Raw genomic sequence first — 24,207 nt, 5'->3', positions numbered from 1 at the left:
TGAACGTGCCCCGGGTGGCGTCGGCGAGCGGTACGACGTCGTCGCCGGGGCGTGCCTCGGTCTCGCCGGACGCGTGGATGTGGGGGGCGCAGGTGCGCGGTTCGCCGTCGACGAGAACGTCCTCGTGCGCGGCGGGACCGGCGTCCGGGGCCAGACCGGCACACGGGCGGACACCGCACCCGCAGGCGACGACCACGGGATCGGTGTCGATCACCACCACACGCGTATTCGAGGTCATGCCCAGGAGCGTGCGGGGCCGACGTTACCCGGCCGCATCACCACTGTTTCCCGCTCGGAACGCTGCCCTCTTCGGAGGCGGGGGTGGGGTGTGAGGGGCCCGGGGACGGGACGGCGGAGGCTGTGAGGTGGGGCAACGCGGGGGAGCGGTTGGGCACGGGCCCTGGGCGCCGTTCGTCAGCGGCTTCCGGTCAGGTGGGCGAAGACGACGACGTTCCCCTGGTAGCCGGTGGCCCGTGAGTAGCCGCCGCCACAGGTGATCACTCTGAGCTCGGGGCGCTGCGCGGCTCCGTAGACCTTCTCGTCGGGGAAGTTCCGGGCCTGGTACACCTCCACCGCGTCGACGGTGAAGACGGCGACGGTCTTGTCCTGCCGGTCCACCTCGATGGTCGCGCCGCGCTTGAGGGCGCCGAGGTCGTAGAAGACGGCGGGGCCCTCGGCGTTGTCCACGTGGCCGGCGACGATCGCGGTGCCGGTCTCGCCCGGTGCGGTGCCCGACTCGTACCAGCCGGCGAGGTTCTTGTTGCCGGCGGGCGGGACGTCGAGGCTGCCGGAGGGGGTGAGGGCGAGGCCTATGAGGGGGGCGTTCACACGGATGGCGGGGACACGGATGCGGGTGGGCGGGGACGGGGGCAGCGCGGGGGCCTCGAGGCGTTCCTCGCCCGGGTCGAGGCGGCCCTCGGCGGCGGACGGCTGGGGTGGCGCGGTGTGCGGGCCGGAGCCGGGGCCGAGCAGCCAGACGCCCGAGCCGAGCGCCATGACTGTCACGGCGGCTATCGCGGTGTCCCCGATCTTGCGCATGCCAACCCCTTTTTCGCAGGTTAGAGCTTCTAACGCGGGGGTGAGGGGCTAGCGGGAGCGGCCCGGTGCAGCAAGGGCGCCGCCTCTCACAAGAGTGAGAGCCTCTGACAAGAGCCTCTAGCAAACCTGACCCCCTACCCCCTCCGGGCCGCGAGGGGCGTCGGACCCGGAGGGGGTGGGATGTGCGGTACCGGCGGACGGACAGCGGAGGGTGTCCGTCAGATCCCGTCGCCTCTCGCCCGGCGATGCAGGAGCCAGGTACCGCCCGCGGCGGCGACGGCCAGAGCCGTCACACCTGCCGCGGTCTGCACGGGGTCGGTGCCAAGGGCACCACCGACCCCCGTCTTCACACTGCCGTGGGGCTGCACCTGCCCGCCGGCCGTTGTCAGTGCCACCTTCAGGTCACCGGTCACCTGCCGGTTCCCCTCGGCGCACTTCGCGACGATCTCGTACGTCCCCGGCTGTGCGCTGGGCGGCACCTGGAACTGGCCGATCGCCTCGCCCTCATGGGCACTGGGCGCGAGCGTGAACGTCCCGGCGCCGACCGAACTGGCGTCGCCGAGCGCCGACGCCTTCTCCCCGCAGGCCGCCGTGTTCACCGAGACCTGGGCGCCCGGCGCCGTGGTGGACGGGTAGACGTCCAGGCTGCCGGTACTGCCGCCGTGCGCCGGCGCGGCGGCGAGGCCGGCCGCGGCCACGGCGAGCGCGGCCCCGGTCAGCGGACGGACAGTGCGTCGCATGGTGCTCCCTCGTCGAGCTGGTCCCACTCCCTTGCTCTACCGAGGTAAAAGCCAACGGGCCGGTCCCGCTCCCCGAGATTCCGTCGGCTGTGGGATGAACGGGTGTCCTGGAGAGGGTCCGCGGCAGGGGTTGCGGGGGAGTTCCGGCAGGTCAAGGGGGGTGCGAGGGGTCCGGTATGAAAAACACACGAACGGCGGGTCCGAGATGGGTGAACGGGTGAGGGGGCCGTCGGGCCACCCTGGCGCAGAGCCGAGGAGCCCCTGGGGCCTGTGTCAAAAGTGGTTGGTTGTGGCTCTCTGGCCTGTGTTTCTATTCCGGAGTGAACATCGAGAGTTCCGGGGTGCCTGATGGGAGGCCTAGCCGCTGCGTCCGGCGGAGGGCTGACGGCGATGTTGAGGAGTGCGTACGGGTCCTCGCGGAAGTCCACGCGCGCGACGGCTATCCGGTGAACTGGCCCGATCAGCCCGGCGAATGGCTGTCACGCGGCCACCTGCTGGGCTCCTGGGTTGCCGAACTCGAAGGCATCCTGGTCGGGCATGTCAGTTTGTCGCAAGGCGGCGAAGGTGATCTGGCCCCGATGTTGTGGAGCGAGCGGAACGAGGCAGCGCGGGATCTGACCGCCGTGGTCAGCAGGCTGTTCGTTGCCCCGCAGGCGAGGGGGTATCGGATCGGTGCACTGCTGGTCGGCCAAGCAGTGGAGGAAGCGCGGCATCGTGGCCTGCATCCGGTGCTCGACGTAGTCGCATCCGATACCGCGGCGGCAGCCCTGTATGAGCGGATGGGCTGGCAGCTGATGGCTACGGTTGAGCAGCAGTGGAGTCCGCACCAGTCGGTGGCCATCCGGTGTTACTCAGCGCCATCGTGACGTGGCCAGTCATAGCCACTCGTTGGTGGCCGCGACGAGGACGGTCGCCTCATAGCGGACCGCGAGCTTGTCGTACCTCGTGGCCACGGCACGGTGCCTCTTGAGACGATTGATCCCGCACTCGACCGCATGCCGCGCCTTGTCGTCCTCCGCGTTGAACTGCGGTGGTCTGCCGCCTCTCGAGCCGAGCTTCTTGCGGTTGCGGGCCTGGTCGGCCTTGTCCGGGATGGTGCAGCGGATCCCGCGTCGACGCAGGTAGGCGCGATTCATCCGGGAGGCGTATGCCTAATAGGCGCGTGGATCGGCTGTTGCCAGTCCCTGGCAGGGGCCGGGCGAGACACCAGTGCCACCTGGCCGCGGCCGGCCGGCACGGGGGTGGAGCCGGGACCACCGATCGCCCCGATGAACTCTCCGCGCCCTAACGGGCGAGGAACGGTACCAGTACCGCGCTGAGTTCGGCGGGCGCATCCAATGCGACGAGGTGGGCAGCGGTGGCGAACTCGACCAAGGTGGCGTCGGGGATCTCGGTGGCGTAGCGGCGGGCGATGTCCTGGAAGTCGGTGACGTCGAGCTTGCCGACGCCCACCAGTGTGGGGACGGAGACGGCGGCGAGTTCTCCGGTCGCGGGACCCCCGGAGTACTGCCCCACAAGGGTCTGGTTCACCAGCGATGTCCGCAGGGCGCCCCGGAGTTGGTCGGTCAGTCCGTCGGCCACGTCTTCCCAGCCGCGAGCAGGCCCGCGCAGCCACATGTCCAGGTTGATACGTACGGCGGCGTTCAGGTCGCCCGCTTCCAGGGCTGCCGTTTCGGCCTCGTCGTACGCGATCATCTCCGCGGACCAGGGGTATCGCGGCCAGGGTGCGGCGAGCATCACCAGGGAGTGCACCCGGTCCGGGTGGGTGAGCGTGAAGTCCAGGGCCACGCGGCCACCCCAGGACGCGCCCACGATCCGGGCACGTTCGTGGCCGAGGTGGTCCAGCAGACGGCGCAGGTCGTCGGTCTCGCGGAACGGGCCGGTCGGGGGTGCGGACTCGCCGAAGCCGCGCAGGTCGTACCGGATCACAGTGTGCCGCTCTGCGAGAGCAGGCACGACCGCGTCCCACATCCGGTGATCGGCGACACCGGCGTGTACGAGCACGACGGGCGAGCCGTCGCCCGCTATGTCGTAGGAAAGGTGTCCGAGGTCATCGTCGAGGGTGAGCATGGTGCGCAGGATCGCAGAGCAACAGCGTACGAGCCAACCGGGTTACGCATGGCGCTGCCCACCCCAGCCGGGAGGTCATCGACATGGTCGCCCCCAGGAATCCTGACGAGCAGGACGACATCCCCCTCCACTACGACTGCCTCGACTACACCCCGCTCCCCAAGAGCGTCAGCCGCGCCCGCCGCCGGGCGCACCGCCTCGTCACCGACTGGGGTCAACCCGAGCTGGCCGCCGATACCGCTCTTCTCGTCTCCGAGTTGGGCGGCAACGCCGTACTGCACGGCTGCCTGCGTGACCGGCTCTTCCGGGTTGAACTCGCCCTCACCGAAGGCGCCTTACGCGTGGCCGTCTCCGACCCGAAAGGGGAGTTGCTGCCGAGCCCGCGCGATCCGTCGCAGGACGAGATGTTCGGTCGAGGGCTGCTCATCGTGGGTGAGATCGCCGACCGGTGGGGCGTGGACGAGCTCACCGTCGGCAAGTCCGTGTGGTGTGCGCACGATCTCGCGCGGCCGGCCGTTCTCGCCGATTACGGTGGCGGCAGCGCCCCCCCGACCCGGAGCTGGACGACCGTTGAAGACCTTCGTCAACGGCGTCGAGGTCGAGGTTCCCGACAGCATCCCCGACATCCGCGCGGCTCTCCCCGAGAAGCGGCGCGAGGAGTTCTACCGGGCCATCGGCGAGGCCGGTGTGCAGGACATCCATGCGGTCATGCGGCACTGGATGCTCGAAGCCGTTCCCGAGCCGGAGTCGGAGGCGCTGCTCCAGCGCCTGGCGGCGGACGAGGCCGAGAGGCGGGGCGTCGCTTGAACTACCGCATCACTTACGCCCCGCCCGCCGACGACACCCTGGCCAAGATGCGCGATGCCCATGCGTTCAGGGACGCGATGGCGGCGACCATCGGACGAGGCCCCGTACGGGCACGGGTCGACCGGCGTAAGGGGCGAGCGCGACCGCCGTGAGGCCACGGTCCTCGGTGCCATCGTGCTCCACTACGTTTCCGGATCCGCCCTGACCGTGACCGTGGTCAGGCTCGTTCCCTCGCTTTGAACGGCTCCTGGGCCTGATGGCACAGCTGCAGCTCAGCCCCCTTCCGGCATCGTCCGGATCGCCGCGATGTCGAACTGCAGCCGTACCGTCTCGCTGACCATCGCGCCGCCCTCCGCCAGCCGGGAGTTGTAGGACAGGCCCCAGTCCATGCGGTTGATGGTGGTCGTGCCGTCGAAGCCGGCGCGCTGGTAGCCGAAGGGGTCCGTGACGTTGCCTATGTAGGTGAGTTCAAGGTCGACGGGGCGGGTCGTGTTCCTTATGGTCAGGTCGCCGGTCATGACGTAGACGTCGGGAGCTTTGAGGCGGACCGCCGTGCTGGCGAAGCGCATGCGTGGGTACTTCGCCGCGTCCAGGAAGTCACGGCCCACCAGGTGGGCGTCCCGCTGCTCCACGCCCGTGTCGACGCTGCCCGTGGACAGGATGAGCTCCGCCTGGGAGCGGGACGGGTCGCGGCCGTCGAAGTAGAGGCGGCTCTGGTACTCCGTGAACGACCCGCGGACCGTCGTCACCATCGCGTGCCGGACCGAGAAACCGATTCTGCTGTGGGCCGGGTCGATGATCCATTCGCCGGTGAGGGCGGCGAGGGCGGGGTCCAGCAGGACGGGGGCCGAGGTGGGGGAGGAGGCAGCCGGGGCGACCGTGGGGCGCGGCGGAGCCGTGGGGGCGGCTGCGCGGCGGGACGTGAGGGGACGGCTGAACAAGTTCATGTTTTACCTAGTTAGTGCACAGGGGGAATTGCCGCAAGTACCAGGTTGCTCAACGGAGTTCGATAATTCGGCGAGTCGTCACCGAAACTGCACAACTTCCCCATGAGGTCCCCTCACGGGCGGTTCCGGCATTCGTGAATTCCGCGTGTTCCTTGCATTGCGTTGTTCCCGTTTGTCTGGGCTGTGTGTGACGGCCGCCCGGTTCGTTCGCCGGGGCGGCCGTCGCCGAACGGAGGTCAGTTCACGTTCACCGCGCTCCAGGCCGCCGCCACCGCGTTGTACTCGGTGCTGCCCGCACCGTACAGGTCCTTCGCCGCGTTCAGGGTCGCCGTCCGCGCGCCCGCGTAGTTCGTCGAGGACGTCATGTAGACCGTCAGCGCCCGGTACCAGATGGCCCCCAGCTTGCCCCTCCCGATCCCCGTCACCGTCGAGCCGTTGTACGTCGGTGAGTTGTAGCTCACGCCGTTGATGGTCTTCGCGCCGCTGCCCTCCGCGAGGAGATACGCGAAATGGTTCGCGACTCCGGAGGAGTAGTGCACGTCGAGATTTCCGACCGACGAACTCCAGTAGTCCGCCGAACCGCCGTCCTTCGACGGCTGGTCCATGAAGCGGAGCGCCGCCTTGCCGAAGCCGGAGCGGACGATCTTCTCGCCGATCAGGTAGTCGCCGGGGTCCGACGCGCTCCCCGCGTACCACTCCACCAGCGTGCCGAAGATGTCCGAGGTCGCCTCGTTCAGGCCGCCGGACTCGCCCGAGTACGTCAGCGCCGCGGTCTTGGAGGTGACGCCGTGGGTCATCTCGTGGCCCGCCACGTCCAGCGCCACCAGCGGGCCGAAGGTGGTTCCGTCACCGTCGCCGTACGTCATGCAGAAGCAGCTGTCGTCCCAGAAGGCGTTGTTGTAGTTGCTGCCGTAGTGGACGCGGTTGTACGAGCCCTTGCCGTCGCCGGCGATGCCGTTGCGGCCGTGGACATTCTTGTAGTAGTCCCAGGTCTCGTTGGTGCCGTACTGGGCGTCGACGGCCGCCGAGGAACGGTCCGAAGCCGCCCCGGTGCCCCAGTGGTTGTCGGCGTCGGTGAACACCGTGTTGGGCGCCCGGCTGATGCAGAGGCCCAAGACGCACAGGTCGGTCTTGTTGGCCGCGTCCCCGGTGAACGTGTTGCCGCGCGTGGGGTCGGTGAGGTTGTACGTGGATCCGGAGAGCGTGGTCTCCAGCGGAACCGTGCCGCTGTACAGCGACTTGCCGTCGCCCGTCGCCGTCTCGATGCTGTCCCAGGCGTCGATCTGGGCGCCGGTGCGGGCGTCCGTCAGCACCGTGCGGGCGACCGGGTTGCCGAGCGAGTCCTTGCCGGCCGCGTTGGTGCGCCAGGCCAGCTTCGGGGTGCCGTGCAGGGCGTCGACGATCAGTTGCGGCCTGGCCTGCACCTGCTTCAGCGCGTCGCCGAGGTTCGCCGCCCGCAGCGCGTTCACCGCGAGGTCGGCGGCCTTCGGGGCGGATATGTCCGGGAGGATCGAGGCGAGGGATATCCTGCTCCGGGTCGCCCGGTCGGCGCTGCGGTAGGTGCCGTTCGGCTTGAGGTGGACGACGAAGTCTCCGCCCAGGACGGGGAGTTGGCGGTAGGTGCGGTCGTAGCGGACATGCTGGGTGCCGTTCTTGTCGACGACCACGTCCCGGACCCTGGTGTCCTCGGTGGACGTGAGCCCGAGCGTGCCGGCGTACTGGACGAGCGCCTGCGCCGCGTTCTGGATCGCGGTGGCCCGGGTGGGTCTCGCGTCGGCGTGGGCGGCGGGGGAGAGCCCGGCGGCCAGCAGGGTCGCGGTGGTGGCGGCGACGCCGGCCGTGGCGAGACGGGAAACTCGGGTGTTCCGTGTCCGGCTCATCGATCTCCTTGGAGATACGCCTCGAAGGCGTGGGGTGGCGCTGATGACGACAGAGATTCAAGGGCCCGTGGCATGTCATGTCCATAGCGCCTCCATGGAGATGTGTGTGGGGGTGGAGGGGGTGGAGAATCCTTTCTGTGACCACCCGGAACCCCCGCCACCTCCCGTTCTTCGTCTACGGCACGCTCCGCCCCGGCGAGGTCAACCACGACCTGTTCCTGCGGGGGCGGACCACGTCCGAGGAACCCGGCCGCCTCCTGGGCGCGGTGCTGTACGACGGGCCCGGCTATCCCTACGCCGTGGAGGAGCCGGGCGGAGAACTGAGCGGTGAACTGGTCACCGTCCGCCCGGAGTCGTATGACCGACTCCTCCTGGAACTCGACGAGTTGGAGGAGTACGTGCCCAAGGACCCGCAGAGTCTGTACATACGCGTGGAGCGGGACGTCGTACGACGGCGCGACGGGGCCACCGTCCGGGCCTGGGTATACCTGGCGGGGGACGCCGTGGCCGCCGGGCTACGGGCGGACGGCCGTCGTATCGAGGGCGGTGACTGGCCGGCCCGCGGGCTTCCCGGGTGACCGGCCCGGCCTACCGGCGTGACAGCGGTTGAGCCGGCGACCTCGTGTGGCTCATGTGGCTTGTTCCGTGCCGGGGTTGGCCGGTCGGCCACCGATGAGCCTTCAAGGGGCCTGACGGGCTGCCGCGGTCAGGGCCTCCGAGACCCCCGGTTCCCTCTTCCCGAGGAACTGGGGGTTCGGCTCGAAGACCACGTCCAGGGCCGCCTTTCCCGCTGCCAAGACCTCCCGCGTCCCGCCGTAGTACCACGTCACATCGTGCTTGGCGTCGACCCCCACCCCGTACGACTCCACCCCCGCCGCATCGCACAGTGCCACCGCGCGCCGGATGTGGAAGCCCTGGCTGATCAGTACGGCCCGGTCCACGCCGAAGATCTTCTTCGCGCGGACGCAGGAGTCCCAGGTGTCGAAGCCGGCGTAGTCGCTGACGATGCGCTTGTCCGGTACCCCCTGCTCGGTGAGGTAGGTGCGCATGGCGTCCGGCTCGTCGTAGTCCTTCCTGCTGTTGTCCCCGGTCACGAGGACGACCTTGATCCGGCCCTCCCGGTACAGCTTCGCCGCCGCGTCCAGGCGGTGGGCGAGGTAGGGCGAGGGCTCCCCGTCCCACAGGCCCGCGCCGAAGACGACCGCGACGTCGGTGCGCGGTACGTCCGTCACCGTGTGCAGCCGGCCTGCCGTCGACACATACAGCCAGGTGGCCGGCAGCAGCGCCAGTACGCAGCCGGCCATCACGCCCTGCACCAGGCGCCGTCTGCCGGTGCGGGTGCGCGGCAGGCGCGGTCGGCGGATCTTCATACGGTTGTTCCCCCTTGACTTCCCCCTGTCGGCCTCGACCTTGGAGGACGCAGGCCGGGCCGTTCCGGTTCGCTCACAGCGTGCGGGTTCGTGGCGTGAAGTGCGCGAAAACAGGCGTGACGGTCAGGCAACGGCGGTGCAATCTCGCCCGGCGAGGATGCTCGCATGACGGTGTCCAGCCTTCCTCCGTGCCCCGGCCCCCCCGACCTGGTCCTGGTGGCCCACGGCAGCCGCGACCCGCGGGCGCTCAGCACATTGCGGGCGCTCATGGACCGGGTGCGCGAGCTGCGCCCCCGCCTGCCCGTGCACCTCGGTCACATCGAGCTGAACGAGCCGCTGCTCCCGGACACCCTCGCGGCCCTCGGCGACACCCCGGCCGTCCTGGTCCCTCTCCTCCTCAGCCGCGGCTATCACGTCAAGCAGGACATCCCGGAGATGGCGGCGGCAGCCCAGGCGCCGACGCGCATCGCCGGCCCGCTCGGCCCGCACCCCCTTCTGGCCGACACGCTGCACGCCCGCCTGCTGGAGGCCGGCTGGCGCCACCGGCCCGCGAGCGCGGTCGTACTGGCCGCGGCCGGCTCCCGAGATCCCCAGTCCAGGGCCGACACCCAGCAGACGGCCCGCCTCCTGTCGGCCCGCATGGGCGTCCCGGTCCTCCCCGCCTACGCCGCCGCGGCCACACCCACGGTCGCGGAGGCGGTGAACGCCCTGCGGGAGAGGGGCCGCCGCCACATAGCGATCGCCGCCTGCTTCACGGCCCCCGGCCGCTTCGCCACCGAGTGCGCCGACCAGGCTCCGGGGCTGGCGTCGGCCCCGCTGGGAGCCCACGATTCGATGGCCAACCTGATCCTGCACCGCTACGAGCGGGCACTGCAGACGCCGGTGACGGCAGCGGCGTGAAGGGGTGCGGGCCCGTTTCCATATGCGCCTCCGCCGCGTGGGCTCGACCAGCCCCACTTGTCCGCACCCGCCCGATACTCAACTCGGCAGACCAGTAGGCGCACCAAACACCCGTTTGTCACTATCGCCCCGTACTGTCGAATCATGGCAGCCCCCGCACCCGCCCCAGCCTCGGCCTACGACCCGGCGTCAGCCGACCGCTGGGCCCCCGAACCGGACAAACGCCCCGGCCGCACCGCCTTCCAGCGCGACCGCGCCCGGATCCTGCACAGCGGGGCGCTCCGCAGGCTCGCCGGCAAGACCCAGGTCGTGACCCCCGGCAACCCCAGCCAGATGTGGGACGCCAGCCCCCGTACCCGTCTCACCCACTCCCTGGAATGCGCCCAGGTCGGCCGGGAGCTGGGCGCGGCCCTCGGGTGTGACCCCGACCTGGTGGAGGCCGCCTGCCTCTCCCACGACCTCGGCCACCCGCCCTTCGGGCACAACGGCGAACAGGCGCTGAACGAGTTCGCCGACGACTGCGGCGGTTTCGAGGGCAACGCCCAGTCCCTGCGGCTCCTCACCCGCATCGAACCCAAACGGTTCACCCCCGAGGGCTCCGTAGGCCTCAACCTCACCCGCGCCGCCCTGGACGCGGCCACCAAGTACCCGTGGCCGCGCGGCGCGCACCCCACCGACCCGGCGTCCCCGAAGTTCGGTGTGTACGAGGACGACCGCCCGGTCTTCGACTGGGTCCGCAAGGAGGCCCCCGGCACCCGCACCTGCTTCGAGGCGCAGGTCATGGACTGGTCCGACGACGTCGCCTACTCCGTGCACGACGTCGAGGACGGCCTGCACGCCGGCCACATCGACCCCAACTGCCTGCTCGCCGAACCGGAACGGCAGGAGGTCTTCGCCGTCGCCGTCGGCAGATACGTGCCCGCCGGCACCGACCCCGCCGAACTCGCCGCCGCCCTCGACCGGCTCCAGGACCAGGAGTGGTGGCCGCACGGCTACGACGGCACCGCGGTTGCCCAGGCCCGTCTCAAGGACGCCACCAGCCAGCTCATCGGCCGCTTCTGCCTGGCCGCGGAGAGCGCCACCCGCGAGACGTACGGCACCGGCCGGCTCACCCGCTACGGCGCCGAACTCGTCGTACCGCGCGAGGCCCGGACGGAGTGCGCCGTGCTGAAGGCGATCGCCCACCGGTATGTCATGCAGCGCGCCGAACAGGAGCGGATCCGCGCCGAGCAGCGGGTCGTCGTCGCCGAACTCGCCGAGGCGCTGACCCGCCGCGCCCCCGACGGCCTCGACCCGCAGTTCAAGGCGCTGTTCGACGCGGCGGGCGACGACCACGCCCGCAAACGCGTGATCGTCGATCAGATCGCGTCGCTCACCGACGCCTCCGCGCGGTCGTTGCATGCGAGGCTGACGGGGCGTATGTGAACACTTTGTGACACTGCGTGGCCTGATCGGGTCATGATCGGGGTACCCGGGGTCACTCCCTCTTCCCGCATCACGCTGCGTGCGGGACGCTCACAGGGCGGCGCATGTGGGCGGCATATGTTGCGGCACCCTTACGAGGAGGCATGAAGTGGTCGACGCGGACCAGACCTTCGTCATCGTCGGTGGCGGACTCGCCGGCGCCAAGGCGGCCGAGACGCTCCGAGCGGAGGGCTTCAGCGGCCGGGTGATACTGATCTGCGACGAACGCGACCACCCGTACGAGCGGCCGCCGCTCTCCAAGGGCTACCTGCTGGGCAAGGAGGAGCGCGACAGCGTCTTCGTGCACGAGCCCGCCTGGTACGCGCGGAACGACATCGAACTGCACCTCGGCCAGACCGTGGACCGGATCGACCGCTCCGCCCGGACCGTCCGGTTCGGTGACGACGGCACGATCGTGCGCTACGACAAGCTGCTGCTCGTCACCGGCGCCGAGCCCCGCCGCCTCGACATCCCCGGCACCGACCTCGCCGGCGTCCACCATCTGCGCCGCCTCGCGCACGCGGAGCGACTCAAGGGCGTCCTCGCCGCCCTCGGCCGAGACAACGGGCACATCGTCATCGCCGGCGCCGGATGGATCGGCCTGGAGGTCGCGGCGGCGGCGCGGACGTACGGCGCCGAGGTCACCGTCATCCAATCCGGGCCGACCCCGCTGCACGGCGTCCTCGGACCTGAACTCGGCAATGTCTTCGCCCAGCTGCACCAGGAGCACGGGGTCCGGTTCCGCTTCGGGGTACGGCTCACCGAGATCGTCGGCCAGGACGGCATGGTCCTCGCCGCCCGCACGGACGACGGTGAGGAGCACCCGGCGCACGACGTCCTCGCGGCGATCGGCGCGGCGCCGCGCATCGGCCTCGCCGAGGCGGCGGGGCTGGAGATCGCCGACCGGGCGCAGGGCGGCGGCATCGTCGTCGACGAACGGCTGCGGACGTCCGACCCCGACATCTACGCGGCCGGTGACGTCGCCTCCTTCCCGCACGCCCTGTTCGGCACGACTCTCCGGGTGGAGCACTGGGCCAACGCGCTGAACGGCGGTCCCGCGGCGGCCCGCTCGATGCTGGGCCAGGACGTCCCCTACGACCGCGTGCCCTACTTCTTCTCCGACCAGTACGACCTCGGGATGGAGTACAGCGGATGGGCACCGCCCGGCTCGTACGACGAGGTCGTCATCCGGGGGGACGCGGGGAAGCGGGAGTTCATCGCGTTCTGGGTGAAGGAGGGCAGGGTGCTCGCCGGGATGAATGTGAACGTGTGGGATGTCACAGAGCCGATCCAGAAGCTGGTCGCCTCGCGCGTTGCCGTGGACACGGAGGCCCTGGCGGATCCGAAGACGGCCCTCGACAGTCTGCTGTCCTGACCTCGCGGGGCGCGGGGACTGCCACATCACCCCCGTAGAATTCACCCGTGGCAGGACGGATCAATGACGAGGACGTGAAGGCGGTACGGGACGCGGTCCCGATCGACGCCGTCGTGTCCGAGTACCTCCAGCTGCGCAACGCGGGCGGCGGGAACCTCAAGGGACTGTGCCCGTTCCATGACGAGAAGTCGCCGTCCTTCCAGGTCAGCCCGAGCAAGGGACTCTTCCACTGCTTCGGCTGCCAGGAAGGCGGCGACACCATCACCTTCGTGATGAAGGTGGACCACCTCTCCTTCTCGGAGGCGGTGGAGCGGCTGGCCGGGCTGGCCGGCATCACCCTGCGCTACGAGGAGGGCGGGTACAACCCGTCCCACCAGCGCGGCGAGCGGATCCGCCTGGTCGAGGCGCACAAGATCGCCGCCGCCTGGTACGCGGAACAGCTCGCCACCAGCGCCGAGGCCGAGACCGGCCGGGTCTTCCTCGCCGACCGCGGCTTCGACCAGGCCGCCGCCCTCCACTTCGGCGTCGGCTACAGCCCCCAGGGCTGGGACCACCTCACCCGCTATCTGCGCGGCAAGGGCTTCACCGACAAGGAACTGCTGCTGTCCGGGCTGTCGCAGGAGGGGCGGCGCGGTCCCATCGACCGCTTCCGCGGCCGTCTCATGTGGCCCATCCGGGACATCGGCGGCGAGGTCGTCGGCTTCGGCGCCCGCAAGCTGTACGAGGCGGACAACGGGCCCAAGTACCTCAACACGCCCGACACCGCGATCTACAGGAAGTCCCAGGTCCTTTACGGCATCGACCTCGCCAAGCAGCACATCGCCAAGTCCAGCCGCGCGGTCGTGGTCGAGGGCTACACGGATGTCATGGCCTGCCATCTGGCGGGGGTGACGACCGCGATCGCGACCTGCGGTACGGCCTTCGGCGGCGACCACATCAAGATCCTCCGCCGGCTGCTGATGGACAACGGCAGCGCCCGCGTGATCTTCACCTTCGACGGTGACGCGGCCGGTCAGAAGGCGGCCCTGCGCGCCTTCGAGGACGACCAGAAGTTCGCCGCGGAGACGTACATCGCCATCGCCCCGGACGGTATGGACCCCTGCGAGCTGCGCCTCGCCAAGGGCGACGAGGCGGTCGCCGACCTGGCCGAACCCCGCACCCCGCTCTTCGAGTTCGCGCTGCGCCAGATCGTCGCCCGATACGATCTGGACACCCCCGCGGGCCGTGCGGCGGCCCTGGACGAGGCGGCCCCGATCGTCGCCCGGATCAAGAACAGCGGCGCCCAGCACGAGGTCGCCGTCGAACTGGCCGGCATGCTCGGCATCCTCGACACCCAGTTCGTGGTGAAGAGGGTGGCCCAGCTGGCCCGTTGGGCACGGGACAAGGGCGGCAGGGGATCCACCCCGGCGCGCGGCCCGCAGCAGCCGTCGTACGACACCGGCGCCTCGCGCCCGGCTGTCTCCGGCCCGGCCCTCAACCTGCGCAACGCCGTCTACGCCACCGAACGCGAGCTGCTGAAACTCGCCCTGCAGCGGCCCGACCTGGTCTCCCCGGCGTTCGACGCGTACGGCGTCGACGAGTTCACCGCCGAGCCCTACGCGGCCGTCCGGCTGGCCATCATGGAGGCCGGGGGCGCCGAGTACGGCGTGCAGGACCCGCAGGAGTACCTTGTCCGGGTCCGTGAGGTGGCACCCGACGACGCGGTCCGCGCGATGGTCACGGAGCTCGCCGTCGAGGCGATCATGCGCCGCACGGTCGACGAGAACTACGCGGGCGAGCAACTCGTGACCGTCCGCCGCCGCGCCGTGGACCGCCGTATCCACGAGATCCAGATCACCCTCACCCGCCTCAGCAGCAATGGCGACCCGGCCCAACTCGCGGCCGTGCAGAACGAGTTGTGGGTGCTTCAGCAGTACGGTCAGGCACTGCGCGAGCGCGGCGTAGCCGCCCTGTGAGCTTCGAGCGGCCGACAGGATAACCAGGCGGTCACGGACCGGACGCAAAAAGTCACCGCACGCCCCTCGTGGCGGCGATGTGTCTTACCCCACACTGGGTGCGGTGCCTGAGTCCTCGGAGCGCGGCCGGCCCGTCCCGGACGGGTCCCACAACCCCGCCGTTCCACTCATCGCGTACGGGACGGACAGCGGCGAGGCCGTCGTCTCCGCCCCCGAAGTACCGCTGTCGTACCCCCTGGCAGCGATCATCCTGGAGGTCGCCCCCGTGCAGACCCAGACCCTCACCCAGACCGACAGCACGCTCTCGGACGAGCCGGAAGCCGACGCCGACGTCTATGCCGGCGTACCGTCGCAGAGCCGGGTCGTGCTCCACCCCGAGACGGAGGCGGAGCGGCCAGAGGAGGCCGAGGGGCCGGCCGCGGAGGAACTCGCGGCCGACACCCCGGAGTCCGAGCCGGAGCCCGAGCCCGAGCGGGCCGCAGCCGCCCGCGTCGACACCGGCAGCCCCTCCTCCGACCTGTTCCGGCAGTACCTCCGCGAGATCGGCCGTGTCCCGCTGCTCACCGCCGCCGAGGAGGTCGAACTCGCCCGCAGCGTCGAGGCCGGCCTGTTCGCCGAGGAGAAGCTGGGCAACGCCCCGGACCTCGACAGCGAGCTGGCCCTCGACCTCGACCGGCTGGTCGTCATGGGCCGCATGGCCAAGCGCCGCCTCATCGAGGCCAACCTGCGGCTCGTCGTGTCGGTGGCCAAGCGGTACGTCGGCCGCGGCCTGACCATGCTCGACCTGGTCCAGGAGGGAAACCTGGGCCTGATCCGCGCCGTCGAGAAGTTCGACTACGCCCGCGGCTACAAGTTCTCGACGTACGCGACCTGGTGGATCCGCCAGGCCATGTCCCGCGCCCTGGCCGACCAGGCCCGCACCATCCGCGTCCCGGTGCATGTCGTGGAACTCATCAACCGCGTGGTGCGCGTCCAGCGCCGGATGCTCCAGGAGCGGGGCTACGAGCCGACGCCCGAGGAGGTCGCCGCCCACCTCGAACTCGCGCCGGAGCGGGTCGGCGAGGTACTCCGCCTCGCCCAGGAACCGGTCTCCCTGCACGCCCCGGTCGGCGAGGAGGACGACGTGGCCCTCGGCGACCTCATCGAGGACGGCGACGCGGCCAGCCCGGTGGAGTCGGCGGCGTTCCTGCTGCTCCGGGAGCACCTGGAGGCGGTGCTGTCGACTTTGGGGGAGCGGGAGCGGAAGGTCGTACAACTGCGGTACGGCCTGGCCGACGGGCGCCCGCGGACGCTGGAGGAGATAGGGCGCATCTTCGGCGTGACCCGGGAACGGATCCGCCAGATCGAGTCGAAGACGCTCAACAAGCTCCGGGACCACGCCTTCGCGGACCAGCTGAGGGGCTATCTGGACTGAGCCGCAGCCCCATAGCCCCGCTGCCCCGCAGCCCGCTGCCGTCGACCGGGACCCGGCAATGCGTCCGGGTCGCCGAAGGCAGCGGCCCCGGCCTCGGGGAGGGCGGGGCCGCTGTGTCGTCCGGTCGGCTGGGCCGGGTGGGCCCGGTCAGTCCACCTCGGCCACCGCCTGCGCGAACTGTGCCTTGTACAGCCGCGCGTACGCCCCGTCCGCCGCCAGCAGCTCGGCGTGCGCGCCCTGTTCGACGATCGAGCCGTTCTCCATCACCAGGATGGTGTCGGCGTCGCGGATCGTCGACAGCCGGTGGGCGATGACGAACGACGTGCGCCCGTCGGCCAGTTTCGCCATGGCCTTCTGGATCAGCACCTCGGTGCGGGTGTCGACCGAGGACGTCGCCTCGTCGAGGACCAGGATCGTCGGGTCGGACAGGAACGCCCGCGCGATGGTGATGAGCTGCTTCTCACCCGCGCTGACGCCCGTGCCCTCGTCGTCGATCACGGTGTCGTAGCCCTCGGGGAGGGTGCGGACGAACCGGTCGGCGTGGGCCGCCCGCGCCGCCTCCTCGATCTCGCCCCGGGTGACCTCGCGGGAAGCGCCATAGGCGATGTTCTCCGCGATGGTGCCGCCGAACAGCCAGGTGTCCTGGAGCACCATGCCGATTCCGGCCCGCAGTTCGTCGCGGGACATCCGGGTGATGTCGACGCCGTCGAGGGTGATCCGGCCGCCGGAGACGTCGTAGAACCTCATCAGCAGGTTCACCAGCGTGGTCTTGCCGGCGCCGGTCGGGCCGACGATCGCCACCGTGTGGCCCGGTTCCACCTTCAGCGAGAGGTCCTCGATGAGCGGCTTCTCCGGGTCGTACCGGAACGACACATGCTCCAGCGCCACCCGCCCGCGCAGTTCCGCGGGGCGCTCGCCCGGCATCGGGTCGGCCTCCTGCTCCTCCGCGTCGAGGAGCTCGAAGATCCGCTCGGCCGACGCGACACCCGACTGCACCAGGTTGGCCATCGAGGCGACCTGGGTCAGCGGCATCGAGAACTGCCGGGAGTACTGGATGAACGCCTGGACATCACCGATCGACAGGGCACCCGAAGCCACCCGCAGACCGCCGACGACCGCGACGAGCACATAGTTCAGGTTCGACACGAACATCATCAGCGGCTGCATCACACCGCTGTTGAACTGCGCCCTGAACCCGGCCTCGTACAGCTTCTCGTTCTGCTCGGCGAACTGCTGCGCCGACTCGTCCTGCCGGCCGAAGACCTTCACCAGGGTGTGCCCGGTGTACATCTCCTCGACATGGGCGTTGAGCTTGCCGGTGGAGCGCCACTGCTGCACGAAGTGCGGCTGCGAGCGCTTGCCGATCCGGGTGGCGACGACGAACGACAGCGGCACGGTCACCAGGGCCACCAGCGCCAGCAGCCAGGACACCCAGAACATCACCGCGAGGACACCGATGATGGTGAGCAGCGAGTTGATGAGCTGGCCCATCGACTGCTGGAGCGTCTGGCCGATGTTGTCGATGTCGTTGGTCGCCCGGGAGAGCACCTCGCCGCGCTGCCGCTTGTCGAAGTACGACAGCGGGAGACGGGACAGCTTCGCCTGGACGTCCTCCCGCATGCGGTACATCGTGCGGTTGACGGCCCGGTTGACCAGTCGGGTCGCCACCGCCATCAGCAGGCCGGCGGCGACGTACGTGCAGAGCGCGAACAGCAGGACGTCGCCGACCTGGCCGAAGTCGATGCCCTTGCCCGGGGTGAAGTCGGCGCTCTTGAGCATGTCCGCGACGGTGCCCTCGCCCCGATCGCGCATGGACTGGAGCACCTGGTCCTTGGTGGCCCCGGCGGGCATCTGCTTGCCGATGACACCGGAGAAGACCAGGTCGGTCGCGCGGCCGAGGATCTTGGGGCCGATCACGCTGAGGGTGACGCTCGCGACCACGCAGAACAGCAGCACATAGATGGTGAACTGTTCGGGTCCGAACCGGGCGAAAAGCCGCTTGCCCGAGTTCTTGAAGTCCATCGAGCGCTGGTCGGGGCCGCCCCCGCCCATCATGCGTCCCATGGGCCCGGCCATCAGGCTGCCTCCGCTTCCGTCAGCTGGGAGAGCACGATCTCCCGGTAGGTCTCGTTGCCGGCCATGAGTTCGTGATGGCGTCCGGTGCCGACGACACGGCCCTCGTCGAGGACGACGATCCGGTCGGCGTCCCTGATGGTCGCCACCCGCTGGGCGACGATGACGACGGTCGCCTCGGCCGTCTCCTGGGCGAGCGCGGCGCGCAGGGCGGCGTCGGTCGCGTAGTCGAGGGCGGAGAAGGAGTCGTCGAACAGGTAGATCTCCGGGCGCTGCACCAGCGTACGGGCGATGGCGAGACGTTGGCGCTGGCCGCCCGAGACGTTCGTACCGCCCTGGGCGATGGGCGCGTTGAGCCCGCCCTCCAGTTTGCCGACGAAGCCCTTGGCCTGCGCCACCTCCAGCGCGTGCCACAGCTCCTCGTCGGTGGCGTCCGGGTTGCCGTACCGCAGGTTGGTCGCCACCGTCCCCGCGAACAGGTACGGCTTCTGCGGCACCAGGCCGACCGTCTTGGCGAGCAGCCTCGGGTCGAGCCCGGAGACGTCCTCGCCGTCCACGAGGACCTGACCGTCCGTGGCGTCGAAGAGGCGCGGCACCAGTCCGAGCAGGGTGGACTTGCCGCTGCCGGTGGAGCCGATCACGGCGGTCACCTCGCCGGGCCGGGCCACCAGGTCGACGGCCTTGAGCACCGGCTCCTCGGCACCCGGATAGCGGAAGCCCGCGCCCCGGATCTCCAGATGGCCGTGCCGGCGCAGCTCGGTGACCGGCGCGAGCGGCGGGACGACGCTGGACTCGGTGTCCAGGACCTCCTCGATGCGCTCGGCGCAGACCTCCGCGCGCGGCACCATCATGAACATGAAGGTGGCCATCATCACGGACATCACGATCTGCATCAGGTAGGCGAGGAACGCCGTCAGATCGCCGATCGCCATGGCACCGCTGTCGATACGGTGGGCGCCGAACCACACCACCGCGATCGACGAGACGTTCACCGTCGTCATGACGATGGGGAACATCAGCGCGAGCATGTTGCCGGTGGCCAGCTGCATGTCGGTCAGGTCGCGGTTGGACTTTCCGAACCGGCCCTGCTCGTACTCGTCGCGGACGAACGCGCGGATCACCCGGTTGCCGGTGATCTGCTCGCGCAGCACCCGGTTCACGGTGTCGAGCCGCTCCTGCATGGCCCGGAACAGCGGGCGCAGCCGGCGCACGATCAGGGCCACGGAGACGGCCAGCACGGGGACGACGGCGACCAGCACCCCGGACAGCGGAACGTCCAGGCCGAGGGCGAGCACGATGCCGCCGACACACATGATGGGCGCCGACACCATCAGCGTGAACGTCATCAGGACCAGCATCTGGACCTGCTGTACGTCGTTCGTCGTACGGGTGATGAGGGACGGCGCTCCGAAGTGACTCACCTCACGTGCGGAGAAGGACTGCACCCGGTCGAAGACGGCGGCCCGCACATCCCGGCCGAGCGCCGACGCAGTCTTGGCGCCGTAGTAGACGGCACCGATGTTGCACACCACCTGGGCCAGGGAGATGCCGACCATCAGGGCGCCGAACGACAGGATGTAATCCGTGTCACCCTTCACGACGCCGTTGTCGATGATGTGAGCGTTGAGCGTGGGCAGGTAGAGGGTGGCGCAGGTCTGCAGCAACTGCAGCAGCACCAGGAGGGAGATGGGCTTTCTGTAGGGCCTGAGATAGGTCCGCAGAAGTCGTATGAGCACGCTACGTCTCTCGGAGTCGGCGGTGGGGGCGGGGTCGCTTGCCCTAGGCCCCTATCGTCTGACACTCCACCCGCGTTACCTCAACCGATTAACCCAACAGCGGACGCCTGCTTCGCGGTGTTACGACCGGAACGCCCCAGGATGGGTCTGCTCCCGCACCGACAAGAACTGCTGCCGCACGGCCTGCCCGACGCCCAGCTCGTCACCGGGTTCGAGGACTTGCGCCGCCGCGCCCTGCCACACCGGCGGAGTACGCGGGTCCGTCGTCCCCTGTGAAACGCCCAGCGCCCAGGCCGCCTGCCGGGCGGCGCCGATCGCCGCGTAGTCCGCCGGCTGCGGTACGACGACCTGCGCGCCGAACAGCATCGGCGCCGCCGCCTGTACGGCCGGCAGCTCGGCGGCCTGCCCCAGCAGGAAGATCCGCCGCACCTCGACGCCCCGGCCGCGCAGCACGTCGAGCGCGTCGGCGAGCCCGCACAGCATGCCCTCGAAGGCGGCCCGCGCGAGGTGCTCGGCCTTCATGGACTCGCGGCGCAGCCCGGCCAGCGTCCCGGCGGTGTGCGGCAGGTTCGGCGTCCGCTCGCCCTCCAGATAGGGCAGCATGACCAGCCCGTGCGCACCGGGCGTCGACTTCATCGCCAGGTCGGAGAGGCTCTCCAGATCCGCCAGTCCGAGCAGTTCGGCGGTAGCGCGCAGGGTCCGTACGGCGTTGAGGGTGGTCACGACCGGGAGGTGCATCCCGGTGGCGTCGGCGAGCGAGGTGATCATCCCGGAGGTGTCGGCGAGCGCTTCCGGATGCACCGCCATCACGGACCCCGACGCGCCCAGGGACACCACCGCGTCCCCGAACCCCAGCCCCAGCCCGAAGGCGGCGGCCATGGTCTCGCCGGTCCCGGCGGAGATCAGCAGCCCCTCCGGGGTCGTACCGGCCGCGTCGGACGGCCCGATCACCTCGGGGAGCATGGCATGGTGCCCGAGGGCGAGTTCGACGAGCTCGGGCCGGTAGCCGCCGGTGGCGGCCGACCAGTACCCGGTCCCGGAGGCGCCCCCACGATCGGTGGTCCTTCTGACCGGACGTCCCAGCAACTGCCACACCAGCCAGTCATGGGCCTGCAGCAGTACGGCGGTCCGCCGGGCGTGCTCCGGCTCGGACTTCGCCAGCCAGCGCAGCTTGGTCACGGGCTGCGCGGCCTGCGGGACGCTGCCCACCGCCTGCGCCCAGGCCTCCCGCCCGCCGAGCGCGTCGACGAGATCGGCCGCCGCGACCTGGGCGCGCTTGTCGCCGCCGACGATCGCCGGGCGCACGGTGTTGCCCTGGGCGTCCAGCGGGACCAGCGCGTTCTGCTGCGCGGAGACGCCGATGGCCTGTACGCCCTCCAGGAGACCGCCGCCGGCGGCCTCGCCGAGGGAGAGCAGCCAGGCCTGCGGGTCCACGTCACTGGGGCGCGCCGCGCCGTCCGGCGTGTCGACCGGATGCGGTGCGTATCCCTGGCGGAGCACCGCACCCGTGTCCGTGTCGCAGACGACGATGCGAGTGAAATCCGGTGAGCTGTCCAACCCGGCGACTATCCCCATGCCCGAAATTCTGCCGCACGCTCCGCTGTGGTTTGGCCGAGGGCGCCGTAGGGGCGGGGACCGAGCCTCGGGCGCGGGTGTGTCGGGGCTGGTCGCGCCCACGCGGCGGAGCCGCATATGTCACGGCTCCGTGCCCCGGGGGGTTGCGGGCTCCCGCGTGGGCGAGCGACCGCTACGCGTCGCTGCTGCCCCAGTCGTCCGCTGCCGCGCCGTTGGTGTTGCGCTCGCGCAGGGAGCGGACCCGGGCGGCCACCGAGTCGGGCATACGGTCGCCCATCTTCTCGCTGACCGTGTGGAAGGCCTTGCCGGCGTAGACGCGGCCCTGCTGGGCGGCCGTCTCCGCGGTGTTGCGGACCGCCGGGTTCTGGGCGACCCGGCGGGCGGACTTCTTCAGCTGCTCGTATCGCTCGCGTCCGGCCCTGGTACCCAGCACGTAACCCAGGGCGAGCCCGGCGACGAACGTGAGCTTGTAGCGCATGATGGCCACCTTCCCTCGTGGGGGGAGTCTCGTCGGGGAGTACCGATTGGCGGAGCACCCCCCTGCTTGCGCTAATGTATGTGTCGCAGCGAGCGGGCGCCCCCTGGCGAATACCCAGGGAGGTACGTTCGATGCAACGAGGCATTCCTCCGTAGCTCAATTGGCAGAGCAGCCGGCTGTTAACCGGCAGGTTACTGGTTCGAGTCCAGTCGGGGGAGCTCGGTCCTCCGTAGCTCAATTGGCAGAGCAGCCGGCTGTTAACCGGCAGGTTACTGGTTCGAGTCCAGTCGGGGGAGCATGCTGAACGAGGACCCCTGGCGGGGTCCTTTTTCATGTCCGTTCCGTGCCCGCGGGAACCGCCGGGCCTGCGCAGATGTCCTGAAGGTCATGAACGTCCGCCGAAGCCGACCATCCGAGGCAGGAGATCGTATGAGCGGCTATGCTGCGGCAGACGGCGCGCACACTTGTACGCGACACGCCGCTATGGGGCGGTAGCTCAGCCGGTTAGAGCAGCGGACTCATAATCCGTCGGCCGTGGGTTCGAGTCCCACCCGCCCCACTTGTGCAGGTCTTTGACCTGCGGGAACGTTCATTTTGGGCTGTTGGATCGTCAACTTTGCCTGGACGGACTGAATCCGCTGCTCGTGGGTTTGGAGTCGGGTGGTGGTCGGGGAGTTGCAGCCCTTCTGACCTGCGGTGGAGTAGATGATCGAGGTTGTCGCTCGGGGTCCGGGCGGCTGCCTTGAGGTCGATGACGAAACTCAGGGGCCGAACAGGGGCCGGGGCGGCGCAGCCGGGTCCTGGCCGACGGTGTCTCCGAGGTGATTCGCTGTCTGCAATCACCTGTCGTGTGGGCAGGGGATCGACATCCCATCGCGGCCAGTCGAATACCGGGCCGACAGCGAGGGCGGCGCGGATGCCGGTACGGCTGTCGTGTTCGCGGTGCGGGGGCTGGGGAACTGCCCGAAGAGGAAACGGCCCTGCGGGGGTCCTCATCGGCCTCACCGATCATCGTGTGAGGACACCGCAGACGAGTGAGTCCTCAAGCCGCGCCCCGTCAGGTCTGGAGCCGGAAGAGGGTGAAGCGACGCGGCTCGCCGGCCTCGTACAGCTCTACGGGCGTGGGTTCGCGGTCGCCGGGCAGGCCGAGCATCTACACGTCGCGCGATGACCTGCGGTTGGCGAAATCGGCGAGCAGCTCGGTGACCGCGGTGCGGTCCTCGATCACGGTGGGCACCGCCTCGTAATCCCGTCTGCGGATGCGCAGGTGGACAGTGGGGCCGGTGCGCAGGCTGGGGATCCGGGTGCTTTGCGAAAACGCGTGGCCAGCACCGTGCCGGGGATCGCTCCGGCGGGCCTTCGTGATCCGGTCGTGGTGGGCGGGTTGTCCCGCCGGACTGGCGCACCCGCGGGTTCACGCCGGGGGAGGACCGAGCTCGTCCGCGTTGGCGGAGCGGTGGAAGTCCCCGACCGCCGCCAGCAGGGTGACCGCGGTCATCGCGGCGACCCTGGGGATGGTCATCAAGCGCCGCACGACCGGGTCGTCCAACGCCTCGGCGGCCGGCCGCCGTTCCACCTCGGCGAGTTCGGCATCGTAGAGGTCGAGCTGCCGCAACAAGGCACCCACGGTCTGCCGCTCGTCGGCCGGCAGCGTCTGATGCTCCAGCCAGGCCAGGCTGCGGGTGCCGAAGAGATCGGTCACCGGCGGTCGCTCCAGCATGTTGCGGTGCAGCACTGCCTGGACCTGGTTCTTCACCCGGATCCGCCCGCGCACGAGCTGAGCCCGGTGCGCGGACCGGCGCCGCAGCATCCTGATCCGCTCGTCCGGCGGCCAGGTACCCGGCAGGAAGCCAGCGGGCAGAACCTGGGCCGGGTCACGGGCGTCGACCTTGCCGGTCTTGCCCTTCGTCTCGGCGATCGCCCGGGTCTTGACCGGATTGCAGATCACCACCCGGGCGCACCGCCACCGTACGCGCGTTGCTGGTGGCCTCCAGTGCCACCTGGTCGTCCGGGCGCAGCCCGGCGGCGAACTCCCGCAGCGCCTGCGGTGGGCCATCCACCCGGCCCCAGTCTGTGACCAGCCCGTCCTCGACCACCGCGACCTGCGTGAAGTCCCGGTGGATGTCCGAACCGATGAACCGCCCCACCGTCTGCCTCCGACACCTACGGACTCGCGCTCACGACGCAGCCAGGCAGGTCGTAGGGGTGGCCATCCTTCGCATCCTCGGTGAGATTGAGATTGAGATCGAGGAGTGGAAATGTCTCGGGGAATTGATCGTCAATGCCTTTGGCGAATTTCAACGAGATGATGATTTGCGTCATCCTGGGAGCGGCCGCGCGACGATGTCGATTCTCACCGCGCCAACATCGCCTTCGCCTCCGAGC

21 protein-coding genes, 3 tRNA genes and 4 pseudogenes are annotated in these 24,207 nt (G+C 70.1%); 13 read left to right on the top strand and 15 right to left on the bottom strand.

The window, feature by feature from the left end; genetic code table 11:
• Position 1: 1 nt before the first annotated feature.
• The 3 genes and pseudogenes from ABZ396_RS12105 to ABZ396_RS12095 all read right to left on the bottom strand — a co-directional run.
• Positions 2–211: pseudogene (locus ABZ396_RS12105) on the bottom strand (hypothetical protein); the annotation flags it as partial.
• Positions 212–414: 203 nt separating this feature from the next.
• Positions 415–1,038, bottom strand: coding sequence for a class F sortase (locus tag ABZ396_RS12100; protein WP_358916006.1), 624 nt, complete (start codon positions 1,036–1,038; stop codon positions 415–417).
• Positions 1,039–1,256: 218 nt separating this feature from the next.
• The gene (locus tag ABZ396_RS12095) at positions 1,257–1,778 is read right to left on the bottom strand and encodes a hypothetical protein (RefSeq protein ID WP_358916004.1); all 522 of its coding nucleotides are present in this window, start codon (positions 1,776–1,778) and stop codon (positions 1,257–1,259) included.
• Between the two features lie 320 nt (positions 1,779–2,098).
• Here ABZ396_RS12095 and ABZ396_RS12090 point away from each other — a divergent pair, with 320 nt between their 5' ends.
• On the top strand, positions 2,099–2,644 hold the full coding sequence (locus ABZ396_RS12090) for a GNAT family N-acetyltransferase (RefSeq protein WP_358916002.1): 546 nt from the start codon (positions 2,099–2,101) through the stop codon (positions 2,642–2,644).
• Positions 2,645–2,653: 9 nt separating this feature from the next.
• On the opposite strand, the pseudogene ABZ396_RS12085 reads toward ABZ396_RS12090, so the two are convergent.
• Both ABZ396_RS12085 and ABZ396_RS12080 read right to left on the bottom strand, forming a co-directional pair.
• Positions 2,654–2,929: pseudogene (locus ABZ396_RS12085) on the bottom strand (transposase); the annotation flags it as partial.
• 133 nt (positions 2,930–3,062) lie between these two features.
• Entirely contained in the window at positions 3,063–3,848 is a 786-nt protein-coding gene (locus ABZ396_RS12080) for an alpha/beta fold hydrolase (protein WP_358916000.1), read from the bottom strand.
• A gap of 83 nt (positions 3,849–3,931) precedes the next feature.
• Here ABZ396_RS12080 and ABZ396_RS12075 point away from each other — a divergent pair.
• The 3 genes and pseudogenes from ABZ396_RS12075 to ABZ396_RS12065 form a co-directional block, all read left to right on the top strand.
• A pseudogene (locus ABZ396_RS12075) lies at positions 3,932–4,315 on the top strand (ATP-binding protein); the annotation flags it as partial.
• Between the two features lie 103 nt (positions 4,316–4,418).
• On the top strand, positions 4,419–4,655 hold the full coding sequence (locus tag ABZ396_RS12070) for a hypothetical protein (RefSeq protein WP_358915998.1): 237 nt from the start codon (positions 4,419–4,421) through the stop codon (positions 4,653–4,655).
• Positions 4,652–4,895: pseudogene (locus tag ABZ396_RS12065) on the top strand (hypothetical protein). Before ABZ396_RS12070 ends, ABZ396_RS12065 begins: the two are co-directional and overlap by 4 nt.
• A gap of 32 nt (positions 4,896–4,927) precedes the next feature.
• On the opposite strand, the gene ABZ396_RS12060 reads toward ABZ396_RS12065, so the two are convergent.
• The gene (locus tag ABZ396_RS12060; RefSeq protein ID WP_358915996.1) at positions 4,928–5,602 is read right to left on the bottom strand and encodes a YceI family protein; all 675 of its coding nucleotides are present in this window, start codon (positions 5,600–5,602) and stop codon (positions 4,928–4,930) included.
• 236 nt (positions 5,603–5,838) lie between these two features.
• Positions 5,839–7,482 (bottom strand): M4 family metallopeptidase, encoded by a 1,644-nt coding sequence (locus ABZ396_RS12055; protein ID WP_358915994.1) that lies wholly within the window; start codon positions 7,480–7,482, stop codon positions 5,839–5,841.
• A gap of 137 nt (positions 7,483–7,619) precedes the next feature.
• On the opposite strand from ABZ396_RS12055, the gene ABZ396_RS12050 reads away from it, so the two are divergent.
• A complete protein-coding gene (locus tag ABZ396_RS12050; protein WP_358915992.1) occupies positions 7,620–8,060 on the top strand; it encodes a gamma-glutamylcyclotransferase family protein in 441 nt (146 codons plus the stop codon).
• Between the two features lie 102 nt (positions 8,061–8,162).
• Here the strand turns inward: ABZ396_RS12050 and ABZ396_RS12045 are convergent, their stop codons facing one another.
• A complete protein-coding gene (locus ABZ396_RS12045; RefSeq protein WP_358915991.1) occupies positions 8,163–8,852 on the bottom strand; it encodes an ElyC/SanA/YdcF family protein in 690 nt (229 codons plus the stop codon).
• A gap of 165 nt (positions 8,853–9,017) precedes the next feature.
• Here ABZ396_RS12045 and ABZ396_RS12040 point away from each other — a divergent pair, with 165 nt between their 5' ends.
• The 5 genes from ABZ396_RS12040 (at position 9,018) to ABZ396_RS12020 (ending at position 15,960) form a co-directional block, all read left to right on the top strand.
• A complete protein-coding gene (locus ABZ396_RS12040) occupies positions 9,018–9,752 on the top strand; it encodes a sirohydrochlorin chelatase (RefSeq protein WP_358915989.1) in 735 nt (244 codons plus the stop codon).
• A 144-nt stretch (positions 9,753–9,896) separates the two neighbouring features.
• Positions 9,897–11,177, top strand: coding sequence for a deoxyguanosinetriphosphate triphosphohydrolase (locus ABZ396_RS12035; protein WP_358915987.1), 1,281 nt, complete (start codon positions 9,897–9,899; stop codon positions 11,175–11,177).
• 148 nt (positions 11,178–11,325) lie between these two features.
• On the top strand, positions 11,326–12,591 hold the full coding sequence (locus tag ABZ396_RS12030; RefSeq protein ID WP_358915985.1) for an FAD-dependent oxidoreductase: 1,266 nt from the start codon (positions 11,326–11,328) through the stop codon (positions 12,589–12,591).
• A 47-nt stretch (positions 12,592–12,638) separates the two neighbouring features.
• Positions 12,639–14,546 carry a DNA primase gene (gene dnaG, locus ABZ396_RS12025; RefSeq protein WP_358915983.1) on the top strand — a complete coding sequence of 636 codons (1,908 nt, stop codon included), beginning with the start codon at positions 12,639–12,641 and terminating at the stop codon, positions 14,544–14,546.
• 103 nt (positions 14,547–14,649) lie between these two features.
• Positions 14,650–15,960 (top strand): RNA polymerase sigma factor, encoded by a 1,311-nt coding sequence (locus ABZ396_RS12020; RefSeq protein ID WP_358915982.1) that lies wholly within the window; start codon positions 14,650–14,652, stop codon positions 15,958–15,960.
• A gap of 147 nt (positions 15,961–16,107) precedes the next feature.
• Here ABZ396_RS12020 and ABZ396_RS12015 read toward each other — a convergent pair whose 3' ends face one another.
• From ABZ396_RS12015 to ABZ396_RS12000, 4 genes are all read right to left on the bottom strand, one after another.
• Positions 16,108–18,036 (bottom strand): ABC transporter ATP-binding protein, encoded by a 1,929-nt coding sequence (locus ABZ396_RS12015; protein ID WP_358915980.1) that lies wholly within the window; start codon positions 18,034–18,036, stop codon positions 16,108–16,110.
• Complete coding sequence (locus ABZ396_RS12010; RefSeq protein WP_358915979.1) at positions 18,036–19,769, bottom strand: ABC transporter ATP-binding protein; 1,734 nt, start codon at positions 19,767–19,769, stop codon at positions 18,036–18,038. The genes ABZ396_RS12015 and ABZ396_RS12010 overlap by 1 nt, the downstream gene beginning before the upstream one ends.
• A 120-nt stretch (positions 19,770–19,889) precedes the next feature.
• Entirely contained in the window at positions 19,890–21,344 is a 1,455-nt protein-coding gene (locus tag ABZ396_RS12005; protein ID WP_358915978.1) for an FGGY family carbohydrate kinase, read from the bottom strand.
• A 172-nt stretch (positions 21,345–21,516) separates the two neighbouring features.
• Complete coding sequence (locus ABZ396_RS12000; RefSeq protein WP_358915976.1) at positions 21,517–21,822, bottom strand: YtxH domain-containing protein; 306 nt, start codon at positions 21,820–21,822, stop codon at positions 21,517–21,519.
• Between the two features lie 145 nt (positions 21,823–21,967).
• Here ABZ396_RS12000 and ABZ396_RS11995 point away from each other — a divergent pair.
• The 3 genes from ABZ396_RS11995 to ABZ396_RS11985 all read left to right on the top strand — a co-directional run bounded on the left by ABZ396_RS11995 (position 21,968) and on the right by ABZ396_RS11985 (position 22,381).
• Positions 21,968–22,040, top strand: a tRNA-Asn gene (locus ABZ396_RS11995).
• A 5-nt stretch (positions 22,041–22,045) separates the two neighbouring features.
• Positions 22,046–22,118 (top strand) — tRNA-Asn (locus tag ABZ396_RS11990).
• 189 nt (positions 22,119–22,307) lie between these two features.
• A tRNA-Ile gene (locus ABZ396_RS11985) sits at positions 22,308–22,381 on the top strand.
• 855 nt (positions 22,382–23,236) lie between these two features.
• Here ABZ396_RS11985 and ABZ396_RS11980 read toward each other — a convergent pair.
• From ABZ396_RS11980 to ABZ396_RS11970, 3 genes are read right to left on the bottom strand one after another with little or no spacing between them, the layout of a single operon-like run.
• Entirely contained in the window at positions 23,237–23,773 is a 537-nt protein-coding gene (locus tag ABZ396_RS11980; RefSeq protein WP_358915974.1) for a transposase, read from the bottom strand.
• On the bottom strand, positions 23,697–23,969 hold the full coding sequence (locus tag ABZ396_RS11975; protein WP_358915972.1) for a hypothetical protein: 273 nt from the start codon (positions 23,967–23,969) through the stop codon (positions 23,697–23,699). Before ABZ396_RS11975 ends, ABZ396_RS11980 begins: the two co-directional genes overlap by 77 nt.
• Positions 23,970–23,985: 16 nt before the next feature.
• Positions 23,986–24,144 carry a hypothetical protein gene (locus ABZ396_RS11970; protein WP_358915970.1) on the bottom strand — a complete coding sequence of 53 codons (159 nt, stop codon included), beginning with the start codon at positions 24,142–24,144 and terminating at the stop codon, positions 23,986–23,988.
• Positions 24,145–24,207 lie beyond the last annotated feature (63 nt).

It is taken from the genome of Streptomyces sp. NPDC005866, assembly GCF_040629895.1.
GTDB lineage: Bacteria > Actinomycetota > Actinomycetes > Streptomycetales > Streptomycetaceae > Streptomyces.
The sequence above is the reverse complement of the archived record's forward strand: the minus strand, read 5'-3'. Positions and strand labels throughout refer to the sequence as shown.